A 12,587-nucleotide genomic window follows, 5' to 3' on the forward strand; every position below is an offset into this window, starting at 1 on the left:
AGGCTGAAAACATAAACACCCTACCTACTTAACTATTTTTTAATCACTCTTTTATAAGAAGATCCTTGACCTGTCGTGATATGTACAAAATAGATCCCTGTTGAAAGGGTACTCATTTCCACTTGGCTACTAGTGGTACTAAACACTTTTTGTCCCGATAGTGCATAAACATTCACTTTTTCTACAGGCGTAGCTGTATCAATCATAAGTATATCAGTCACTGGGTTAGGATAAACGCTGACTTTAATAGCCGACTGATCTTTTATCGAAAGTGTTTCATCTACTGTAAGGTTAAAGCTACAGTCTACACTGTTACCACTTGGATCTGTTGCAGTAAAAGTAATAGTCTGCACACCGGCACCTATTGTAGTTCCAGCAGCTGGACTCTGGCTTACTGTTGCACTACAATTATCTTGAAAAGAAAGGGTATAGTTAGGTATTGTATATTGATCCCCTTGATCTACAGAAACAGTTTCATCTGATGGACAGGTAATTGTTGGTGCTTCATTATCTTCTACAGTAATTGTCGCTGTACAAGTATCTGAGTTTCCTGCTGCGTCCGTCACAGTAAGTGTAACCATAGTGATTCCAATATTTGAGCAATCAAATGAAGTGATATCGATTGTTGTACTTGCCACACCTACATCATCACTACTTCCGTTATCTACTTGAGCAGCAGTTAATGTAGCAGTACCATTGCTGTCTAATTGTAGTGTTACATCCTGACAAACTGCTACTGGATTTGTTGTGTCTGCATTTTCAGTAACTGTTATATCAAAGCTACAATTGCTTGTATTCCCACTTGGATCTGTCGCAGTAAAAGTTACTGTGTGTACTCCTACACCCACCATCGTTCCAGCAGCTGGACTTTGACTCAATGTTGTACTACAATTATCATTTGATACAGCAGTATAATTTGGAATGCTATATTGCGCACCTTGATTAACTACCACAGCCACATCTGATGGACAAGTCACAGTAGGTGCTTCATTATCCTCTATTATAACTGTCGCTGTACAAGTATCTGAATTTCCTGCTGCATCCGTCACCGTTAGTGTTACCATAGTAGCTCCGACATTTGAACAATCAAATGATGTGATATCAATTGTTGTACTTGCAACACCTACATCATCACTACTTCCATTGTCTACTTGAGCAGCAGTTAATGTAGCGGTACCATTGCTGTCTAATTGTAGTGTTACATCCTGACAAACTGCTACAGGATTTGTTGTGTCTGCATTTTCAGTAACTGTTATATCAAAGCTACAATTGCTTGTATTCCCACTTGGATCTGTCGCAGTAAAAGTTACTGTGTGTACTCCAACACCAACCATCGTTCCAGCAGCTGGACTTTGACTCAATGTTGTGCTACAATTATCATTAGATACAGCAGTATAATTTGGAATGCTATATTGCGCACCTTGATTAACTGCCACAGCCACATCTGATGGACAAGTCACAGTAGGTGCTTCATTATCTTCTACAGTAACTGTCGCTGTACAAGTATCTGAGTTTCCTGCTGCATCCGTCACCGTAAGTGTTACCATAGTAGCTCCGACATTTGAACAATCAAATGTTGTGATATCAATTGTTGTACTTGCCACACCTACATCATCACTACTTCCGTTATCTACTTGAGTAGCAGTTAATGTAGCGGTACCATTGCTGTCTAATTGTAGTGTTACATCTTGACAAACTGCAACAGGATTTGTTGTGTCTGCATTTTCAGTAACTGTTATATCAAAGCTACAATTGCTTGTATTCCCACTTGGATCTGTCGCAGTAAAAGTTACTGTGTGTACTCCTACACCCACCATCGTTCCAGCAGCTGGATTTTGACTCAATGTTGTGCTACAATTATCATTAGATACAGCAGTATAATTTGGAATGCTATATTGTGCACCTTGATTAACTGCCACAGCCACATCTGATGGACAAGTCACAGTAGGTGCTTCATTATCCTCTATTATAACTGTCGCTGTACAAGTATCTGAGTTTCCTGCTGCGTCCATCACCGTAAGTGTAACCGTATTGGTTCCCACATTTGAGCAATCAAATGATGTGATATCAACTGTTGTACTTGCCACACCTACATCATCACTACTTCCGTTGTCTACTTGAGCAGCAGTTAATGTAGCGGTACCATTGCTGTCTAATTGTAGTGTTACATCTTGACATACTGCAACTGGATTTGTTGTGTCAGTAGTATTTGAACAATTATTACTATAACTTGCAGTTGCATCTTTTTGCCATCCTGATGGAGGTGTAAAACCAGTATCAATCTGAATGCAACTTAATGCACTATTCGATGTTGAATTAAAAGTAGTTATTGCAGAGTTGTTACCATTAGCAACGTCTAAAATTGATAATTGATTATTAGCAAGGTCTATATACGTTAGTGCATCATTTGAGCTTAAATCAATGGTAGTTAAATTATTATTATTTAACGACAAAAAGGTGAGAGCTGTTAATGTAGAAAGATCAACAGACGAAAGAGTATTTTGATTAGCCAACAACCCAGTTAGCTGTGTATTTGCACTTAAGTTAAGGGAGCTTAAATTATTTTCATCCAAATTTAAATTTAAGAGATTTGTGTTAGAAGACAGGTCAATATTGTTTAATACATTTTTCGATGCAAACAATATTTCCAAATTTGACTGATTGGATAAATCAAGCGCTGATAAATTATTATTAGTAACATTTAAAGACTCTAAGAGAGTATTAGCACTTAAATCTAACGTAGTTAAATTACTGCCTCTCAGATCAAGAGTAGTCAAGGAAATATTATTTTGAAGATTAATTGAAGTAAAATTATTTCTATCTGCAATTAAACCAGTGATGCTAGTAAAAGCTTCAATACCAGTTAAATCATTAAAATTTGCATTACTAATATTAATCTGACCATTAAAATTGCTTGCCTCTGCACATTGGATCTCTCCATCACCATTTGTATTTATTCCAGAATCTGCAACCAAAGCTGCTTTAAAATTTGCATCAGGAATATTTACAATACAGGCTCTCGGGTCTGTAGCATTAAAAAGACTTGTAACCTCAGCTTGAGATAATGCTCTTTCGTATAAAACAACATCATCCATTGTCCCGGAAAAAGCCTGACCTGTAAATGGCGATAATTTAAATGTTGCGTTTGATGTAAGGAATTGTGAAACCCTATTTGAGGATATAGCAGAAGATACATTTGCATCCAAAACTCCATTTATATAAAAATTATTACTAAATCCAGTACTCGTTTGTTCTATGGTAAGTGCTAGATGTACCCACTGTCCTTTTGGAACCGATACTGTACCTGCAGATTTAGCATCATTGACACTTTCAAAATCTACCTGTGTTAAAGGCCCATTCGGTTGATATGTTATTTTAAAACCCTTACCAGAATTATCAATTAACTGCACTAACCTTTGAGTAGCAGGATCGTTTACAGAGATATTTACCCAGAAAGAGATTGACACATTATTATTGGTACCCGTATATGTATAGCCATTAAATATATTACTATCAATATAAATGGAGCTTAGTGCATTGCCGAAGCGATCTGAGAAGTAGGTCAACGAGCTTGCGGAGGTTGTAAAATCCTGACTGCCTGCACTATTGTCTAGATTACCAGAAAAATAATATTCTCCTACAGCTCCAGGAGGTACTTGACCACTAGCACAGAGACTAGCAATACAAAATGTAAAGATTAATAGTAATTTTATTTTCATATTGAAATATTTAAAATTGTTGATTTAATGCAAATATGATTTAATTTGCTTTCGCGAAAACAGCGAAATTGCTGAAAACAGCGTTTGAACTGCTTAAAGGAAACAACACGTAAAGTTCAATTGCTGTCTAAAAAATCAAGAATTAAATTAATTTACACTGAGAATTGATTTAAAAAAAAGGGTTGCTATATAGCAACCCTTTATGGTTTATATACTAAAGTTACCTAAGCATACAAACACCCTTAAGTTATACAACTTACTGCTTAATAACTCTTTTATAAGAAGATCCTTGACCTGTCGTGATATGTACAAAATAGATCCCTGTAGAAAGTGTACTCATTTCCACTTGGCTACTAGTGGTACTAAACACTTTTTGTCCCGATAGTGCATAAACATCCACTTTTTCTACAGGCGTAGCTGTATCAATCATAAGTATATCAGTCACTGGGTTAGGATAAACGCTGACTTTAATAGCCGGCTGATCTTTTACCGAAAGTGTTTCATCTACTGTAAGATCAAAGCTACAATCTGAAGTATTACCACTTGGATCTGTTGCAGTAAAAGTAATAGTCTGCACACCTGCACCTATTGTAGTTCCAGCAGCTGGACTCTGGTTTATTGTTGCACTACAATTATCTTGAAAAGAAAGAGTATAGTTAGGTATTGTATATTGATCCCCTTGATCTACAGAAACAGTTTCATCTGCCGGACAGGTAATTATTGGTGCTTCATTATCTTCTACAGTAATTGTCGCTGTACAAGTATCTGAGTTTCCTGCTGCGTCCATTACCGTAAGTGTAACCGTAGTGGATCCTACGTTTGAACAATCAAATGAAGTGATATCAATTGCAATACTTGCAACACCTACATCATCACTACTTCCATTATCTACTTGAGCAGCAGTTAATGTAGCGGTACCATTGCTATCTAACTGTAACGTTACATCCTGGCAAACTGCAACTGGATCTTGTATATCTGTTGTATTTGAACAATTATCACTATAGTTTGCTGTCGCATCTTTAAGCCAATTATTAGACGGTGGTGTAAACCCACTATCAATCTGAATACAAGTAAGGTCTGGGTTATTAGTAACACGTACTACGGCTAATGTCGGATTATTACCGTTTGCTAAATCTAAATCTGTTAATTGATTATTTATTAAGTTAACAGAAGTTAGAGCGGGATTATTACTAAAATCAATAGACGTAAATTGATTAGAATTTAATGTTGTAATTCTCAACATAGACAAATTGGTAGTATTAATAGTACTAAGAGAATTTTGTCCCAAATTGATTACCTCCAAATTTATATTATTACTAACGTCTATAGTATTAAGATTATTGAATGATAAGTCTAGGGTCTCTAATTTAATATTTTGAGATAGGTCAATACTGCTTATACCATTTTCACCAGCAGTAAGTGACTCTAATTTTATAAGATTTGTGACATCTAGAGAAGTTAGATTATTACCTAAAAATGAAATTGTTAATAGTTCAGTATTATTTTGTAAATCGATCGAACTTAATCCGTTATCCTCAGCAAAAAGTTGAGTTAAGTTGGTAAATGCTTCAATGCCTGTAAGATCAAAAATATTCTGATTGCTTACATCTATTGTTCCCGTAAATAGACTTGCTTCATCACATTGTATCTCTGCATCTCCATTTGTATTAATAGCTGTATCCCCAATTAATGCAGCTTTAAAGTTTGCGTCTGGAAGATTTACAATACAATTACTTGCTGCACAGTTATCACTATAACTGGTTGTGGTATCTTTTGTCCAAGTTGATGGAGGGGAAAAACCTGCATCTATTTGGATACAAGATAAATTAGAATTGCTAGTAGCATTCATTGTACCCAAAGCTGCATTATTTCCATTTGCAAGATTAAGTTCTGTTAGTTCATTAGTCGACACATTTAATGTAGTTAAGTTGCCGTTATTTGTAATATCTATAGTGTTTAAATCATTATTTGCCACAGATAAAAATGTAAGAAGATTATTTTGTGTAATGTCTAATGTACCCGCTAAGGCATTACCCTCTGCAACTATAATATCTAGATTTAAGTTGTTTGTAACGTTTAGAGTTGCTAATTGATTTCCGCTAATAGATAAAGTGGTAAGGTTAATATTTTGGGAAAGATCTATTGTATTGAGACTATTTGAGCCACAGGATAAAACTTCAAGATTAACAAGATTGCTTACATCTAACGCAGTTAGCGAATTAAAAGTTAAATCTATATCGACAAAAGCTGTATTGTTGGATAAATCTACATTTGAGAGGTTATTACGAGAAGCACGTAAAATGGTAGCATTTATAAAGGCTTCTATACCAACAAGACTATTGATATTTGAATTCCCTAGATTTATAGCACCAGTATATTGACTTGCCTCATCACATTGTATCTCTGCATCTCCATTTGTATTTATTGCTGTATCCCCAATTAATGCAGCTTTAAAGTTTGCATCTGGAATATTTACGGTACACGCACTAGCATTACAATTATCACTATAACTAGTTGTAGCATCTTTTTGCCATCCTGATGGAGGTGTAAATCCACTGTCTATCTGGATGCATCCCAGATTAGGATTTGATGTTGCGTTTAGGGTAGTAATTGCAGAATTGTTATTATTTGCAATGTTTAAACTTGTTAATTGATTATCAAAAACAAAAATTTTCTCCAATAAATTATTACTTGTTAAATCTAAATTTTGTAAAGAATTTTGAGTTAAGTCTATTAATGTAAGCGAGGCATTTGAGCTTAAATCTATAGAAGCAATATTATTATTGCCTAAAGACAAATTAGTTACGGATGTTAAAGCTGAGACATCAATTGATGTAAGTGAGTTACTAACAATACCCAGAATATCTATAAGAGTATTTGAACTTAAATCAATGGTACTAATATTATTATTACCTAATCCTACGGTCAATAAATTTGTATTAGTAGACAAGTCTATAGAATTTATTGCATTACCTGACGCCAAAAATGTTTCTAAACTGGGCTGACTTGATACATCTAAAGCTACTAAATTATTATTAATAACATTGAACGTTTCTAGCAGGGTATTTGCACTTATATCTATGGTGTTTAAATCATTTCCTCCCAAATTTAAGTTGGTTAAAGAAGTGTTGTTTTGAAGATCAATTGTAGTTAAATTATTATTAACTAGAATTAATCCAGTAATATTTGTGAATGCTTCAATCCCTGTCGCATCGTTTATATTAAAACGAACAAAATTAATTTCTCCATTGTAATTACTAGCTTCAGAACATTGGATTTCAGCATCCCCATTAGTGTTAATTGTTGTATTTGCTACTAGTGCAGCTTTAAAGTTTGCATCTGGAATATTTACAGTACACGCACTAGCATTGCAATTATCACTATAACTAGCTGTAGCATCTTTTTGCCATCCTGATGGAGGTGTAAATCCACTGTCTATCTGGATGCATCCCAGATTAGGATTTGATGTTGCCCTTAGTGTATTAATTGCAGCATTGTTATTATTTGCAATGTTTAAACTTGTTAATTGATTATCAAAAACAAAAATTCGCTCTATTAAATTATTATTTGTTAAATCTAAATTTTGCAAAGAATTTTGAGTCAAGTCTATGTAAGTAATCGCGGTATTTGAGCTTAAATCTATAGAAGCAATATTATTATTGCCTAGAGACAAGTCAGTTAGAGATACTAATGGAGAGACATCAATCGATGAAAGTGAATTACCAACAATACTTAGATCACCTATTAGAATATTTGAACTCAAATCAATAGTACTAATATTATTATTACCTAATCCTACGGTCAATAAATTTGTATTAGTAGACAAGTCTATAGAATTTATTGCATTACCTGACGCCAAAAATGTTTCTAAACTGGGTTGACTTGATACATCTAAAGCTACTAAATTATTATTGATAACATTTAACGTTTCTAGCAAGGTATTTGCACTTATATCTACGGTGTTTAAATCATTTCCTCCCAAATTTAAGTTAGTTAAAGAAGTGTTGTTTTGAAGATCAATTGTAGTTAAATTATTATTAGCTAGAATTAATCCAGTAATATTTGTAAATGCTTCAATCCCTGTTGCATCGTTTATATTAAAACGAACAAAATTAATTACTCCATTATAATTACTTGCTTCAGAACATTGGATTTCAGCATCCCCATTGGTGTTAATTGTTGTATTTGCAACTAAAGCTGCTTTAAAGTTGGCATCTGGAATATTTACAGTACATACTCTCGGGTCTGTAGCATTAAAAAGACTTGTAACCTCAGCTTGAGATAATGCTCTTTCGTATAAAACAACATCATCCATTGTCCCGGAAAAAGCCTGACCTGTAAATGGCGATAATTTAAATGTTGCGTTTGATGTAAGGAATTGTGAAACCCTATTTGAGGATATAGCAGAAGATACATTTGTATCCAAAACTCCATTTATATAAAAATTATTACTAAATCCAGTACTCGTTTGTTCTATGGTAAGTGCTAGATGTACCCACTGTCCTTTTGGAACTGATACTGTACCTGCAGATTTAGCATCATTGACACTTTCAAAATCTACCTGTGTTAAAGGCCCATTCGGTTGATATGTTATTTTAAAACCCTTACCAGAATTATCAATTAACTGCACTAACCTTTGAGTAGCAGGATCGTTTACAGAGATATTTACCCAGAAAGAGATTGACACATTATTATTGGTACCCGTATATGTATAGCCATTAAATATATTACTATCAATATAAATGGAGCTTAGTGCATTGCCGAAGCGATCTGAGAAGTAGGTCAACGAGCTTGCGGAGGTTGTAAAATCCTGACTGCCTGCACTATTGTCTAGATTACCAGAAAAATAATATTCTCCTACAGCTCCAGGAGGTACTTGACCACTAGCACAGAGACTAGCAATACAAAATGTAAAGATTAATAGTAATTTTGTTCTCATATTGAAAAATTTAAAAAGTAAGTTTGATGCAAATATTCTTCAATTTGCTTTCGCGAAAGCGATCAATCTTCTAAAACAAGAGTTTCAACTGCTAAAGCAATTTTACTCTATAAAATTCTAATTAAACGACTTAAATCTTCACTCATATGAAATTGCCATGTAATGCGATTGTTACATATTAGCAACTAGCTGTAGAAACATTTCCCTTTTATCCTTAGAGATAGATACTGAAACATCATTTGTCATTAAAATATAGCCTCCGTCACTTTTGACATATTTTTTTATGAAATTGAGATTAATTAGATATGAACGGTGTGTTTTATAGAAATAAGAAACATCCTTGAGAAGATCAGTAAAATGTCTCAACGGTTTACTGATAAGAATTTTTTCGTCATCTATAGTTGTTACAGTCGTATACATACCGTCTGCTTGGAAGAAAATGATATCTTTAAAGTTGACAAACTTAATTCCATCGCTCACAGGCAATGCAATTTTCTTAAAGTTTTGAGTGGCTAGACTTTCTTTGAGTGCTTCTATTTTTTTATTGTTTTTACTAGAAGATTTTTGGTCAATTACCTTTTGAACAGCGCTAATTACTTTAGAAGGTCTTAAGGGTTTCAACAAATAATCTATTGCTGATAATTCAAAGGCTTGTACAGCATATTCACTATAAGCCGTTGTAAAAATAATCTCAAAGTTAATGGTGTTTGGATCAAGAAATTCTAAAATTTCTAAACCAGAATTTTCTGGCATTTCTATATCTAAAAAAACAATATCAGGTTTTTCATTCTTGATGATATCAATTCCAGAAAGCAAATCTTGAGCGGTAAGTACATTTGTAATTTCTTTACAGTTTTCTTCTAATATTGTAGATAGAAGTATTCTAGCTTTTTTTTCATCGTCAATAATTATTGCTTTCATATCCTTATTTTCTTCTAGAATTTATACCAGAGGTATGGTAATAACTACACAAGTACCTATTGCATTACCTTCACTATCCATTAGATCTTTATAACTCACCCCTATTAAAGCAGCTGTGCGCTTTCGCATCAATTGTAATCTTTTTTCTGTCGCTCTTGTTGCAAATGGCTTGTGCCTCTTTGAATTATAATGTGCAGATTTTTTATAGTTTCTTCCTACTCCATTATCCTCAATAGACACTTGAAGTGCCTCTCTGTCAGTTCTATAATTGATAATATTTCCAGAAATTATAAGAATTTTCTCACCTCTTTTATGTAGTAACCCGTGTTTAAGTGCGTTTTCTATATATGGCTGCAATAACATTGTAGGTATTTCATAATCATTTTCTCTAGACTGTCTATCAAAAGAAAATCTATAAGAAAAATCTTCTTCAAAACGCATTCTCTCAAGTTCAAGATAGGTTTCTAGTCCATTAATTTCATCAATTAGTAAAATCCTATCCTGGGAGCTATTATCCAGATATCCTCTAATGAGATCACTAAATTTACCTAAGTAATCACTAGCCAAATCTTTCTGATTAAGAATTATGTATTCTTGAATACTATTAAGAGCATTAAAAATAAAATGAGGATTCATTTGAGACCTGAGGTTTTCAAGTTCTAAATGAACAAGATCGTTCTGGAGATTTGCTAACTCTAATTTTTCTTCTTGCTTACGTTCTTTTTTAAGCAATAGTTGTTGAAAAACTAAACCTGCAGTGATTACTGTAACTAAGATGCAAAGAGACAAAAACCACCATCTCTTCCAAAATGGACTCTCGATAGTAAATGCGATACTCGCAGCATTTGGAAAAGTAACATATCCAAAATTTTTAGGACGCACTTGCAATTCATAATTACCACTTTCCAAAGCATTAAAGGATATAGTATTTTCTCCTTCATTCAATAATTTCCAATTTTTATTTGAATTTAGTTTGTACTCAAATATTGAATTTTGGTCTTCTTGAAAGGAATTTGTATTGACCGTAAATGATAAATTATTTTTGTCATAAGGAAGCGTATACAAATTCTTAATTATAGTATCACGATCTTGAATTTTCACATTTGAAAAATAGATATGTGGTGGTCTTACTGTTTTAAATACTTTTGATCTATGTATACCAAAAAGTCCAGAATTACTTGCAAAAATAATTTGCTCTCCTATTTTCTCAATCCCTTTAATTTTGAATGAGGGAATTCCATCTCTTTTATCGAGGGATTTAAACGTTTTAGATTTAGTGTTAAACGCTTGAATTGCATTATTACTCACTAGCCACAGATTATCTCCATCGCTAAACACTTCTGAGACCTGATTTGATAACAAACCATCATCCGTCGTGTAATTGTCAACTGCTATACCGTTAAAAATTTTGTAAATGCCATTTTTAAAAGTACTTACCCAGATTGCACCTTCATCATCCTCTGTTATGGAAATAGCAAAAATACTCTGATTCTTAAAGCGAATTGGAAATGGCTGAAAGTCCTGATCGTACCTTGTTAAATCATCTACGTGCGATACATAAAAATCTTTACCGTTCTTGCTTTTATAACTTGAATAACCGCGATTACTTGATATAATTTTTCGATTTTCTAAAGTACTCGGTTTATGCGCATTTTCAACTAATCCTGTACCAAAATATGATGTAATTAATATATCATCTTTATTTTGAAGTTCAATATCTTTAGCATTTGCAAATCCTTTTGTAGTCAAAATTTCATTTGTCTTGAGATTAATTACCTGAGCAATATTATCTTGACTCACATAAAGAATATCTCGGTAAGGATTAACCTTAATTGAGCTCACATTTGCTTCTGTAAGTAATTTTGTCAATTGAAGGCTATTGTTACTAAAATTATATACCCCCATTTTTCCATTAGTGGTCCCAAAAACAATTTGATCATTACCAAGCTTTTCTAAAGCGCTTAAATTTTTGCTATTCTTCCCATTATGAAATATACTTACGTGAATATTTGTTATTACATACACGCCATTACGTAAGGAAGTGAACCAGTAGTTATCGTCCTTATCAACGATAACATCAGAAATTGTTTCAGACGTAAGAAAGCTTTTTACAAAGCGGTAATCTTTACTTTTTTCAAAAAAATAAACACCCTTATTTGTACAAAATATCAGATGATTTTTGTGAACTACAAATTTTAAAACTGAAAGTCCAGTCAGGATTTCAAAACCTTTCATAGCTTTCTTCACTATAGCCCCATCTTTTAATTTAAATATTGCATGCCCATTTATTAATTTATGACTTAATAACGTGTCCTTGTTAAAAATTAAAACTTGTGGCACATTGTCTAACTGAAATTTTTGTCCCCTAGTCGTGTTATATAAATCTGAAATATCTGAGATTACCCTTTGTTGAAATGTTTTGTCAAGTGAAATAATCTTTTTATCTCCAACAAATAGATAATTTTCACCATAACGAGATGGTTCACCAACTGGGCCAGTATCTAATCCATTATTGTACTGTAATTTTATTTGCTTAGTAGTTATATTAATGGAATAGATGTTTTTTTTACCAAAAACCAATAAGTGGTTGTTCACTACTTTGATATTAGGTAGATTCCCTTTCAGTTCGGATCTTAAGTCAATGAAAGTTTTTAGCTTATTCCCTTCAGAGTAGAAAATTTGACCAGAAATATTTACGCACCATATTCTTCCTTCATCATCTTCATTAAGTCCAAAAACGGAAAGTCCTCTTTTTTCAGAATTTGTATACTGTAAAAAATCTCTACCATCATATCTAAATAATCCACGATCTGCAGCAAGCCAGATAAAACCTTTTTTATCCTCTAAGACATCATAGAATTCAATATCAGGCAGACCATCTTTTTCTGTAAGGTGAATGGATACAGGCTCTTGACTTTGTAAAGTAAGCCCAATAAAAAATATCCAGATAAACAATCTGACTTTAATTTTCATATGTAGAACCCAGTTATTCAAGATATATGGAATTT

General features: G+C 33.3%; 4 protein-coding genes. All 4 read right to left on the minus strand.

Features of this window, described 5'->3' with window-relative positions:
- Nucleotides 1–32: 32 nt before the first annotated feature.
- Nucleotides 33–3,719, minus strand: coding sequence for an HYR domain-containing protein (locus OD90_RS07985; protein WP_144668660.1), 3,687 nt, complete (start codon nucleotides 3,717–3,719; stop codon nucleotides 33–35).
- Between the two features lie 256 nt (nucleotides 3,720–3,975).
- Nucleotides 3,976–8,658: a LamG-like jellyroll fold domain-containing protein gene (locus tag OD90_RS07990; RefSeq protein WP_144668661.1), complete on the minus strand. Its 4,683-nt coding sequence runs from the start codon at nucleotides 8,656–8,658 to the stop codon at nucleotides 3,976–3,978.
- Nucleotides 8,659–8,829: 171 nt separating this feature from the next.
- Nucleotides 8,830–9,579, minus strand: coding sequence for a LytR/AlgR family response regulator transcription factor (locus OD90_RS07995; protein WP_144668662.1), 750 nt, complete (start codon nucleotides 9,577–9,579; stop codon nucleotides 8,830–8,832).
- Nucleotides 9,580–9,600: 21 nt separating this feature from the next.
- On the minus strand, nucleotides 9,601–12,552 hold the full coding sequence (locus OD90_RS08000; RefSeq protein ID WP_144668663.1) for a histidine kinase: 2,952 nt from the start codon (nucleotides 12,550–12,552) through the stop codon (nucleotides 9,601–9,603).
- Nucleotides 12,553–12,587: the final 35 nt, after the last annotated feature.

Source organism: Dokdonia sp. Hel_I_53 (assembly GCF_007827465.1).
Lineage (GTDB): Bacteria > Bacteroidota > Bacteroidia > Flavobacteriales > Flavobacteriaceae > Dokdonia.

Coding starts and splice junctions, on each gene's coding strand:
- OD90_RS07985 (WP_144668660.1), bottom strand. CDS start 3,719: ATGAAAATAAAATTACTATTAATCTTTACATTTTGTATTGCTAGTCTC.
- OD90_RS07990 (WP_144668661.1), bottom strand. CDS start 8,658: ATGAGAACAAAATTACTATTAATCTTTACATTTTGTATTGCTAGTCTC.
- OD90_RS07995 (WP_144668662.1), bottom strand. CDS start 9,579: ATGAAAGCAATAATTATTGACGATGAAAAAAAAGCTAGAATACTTCTA.
- OD90_RS08000 (WP_144668663.1), bottom strand. CDS start 12,552: ATGAAAATTAAAGTCAGATTGTTTATCTGGATATTTTTTATTGGGCTT.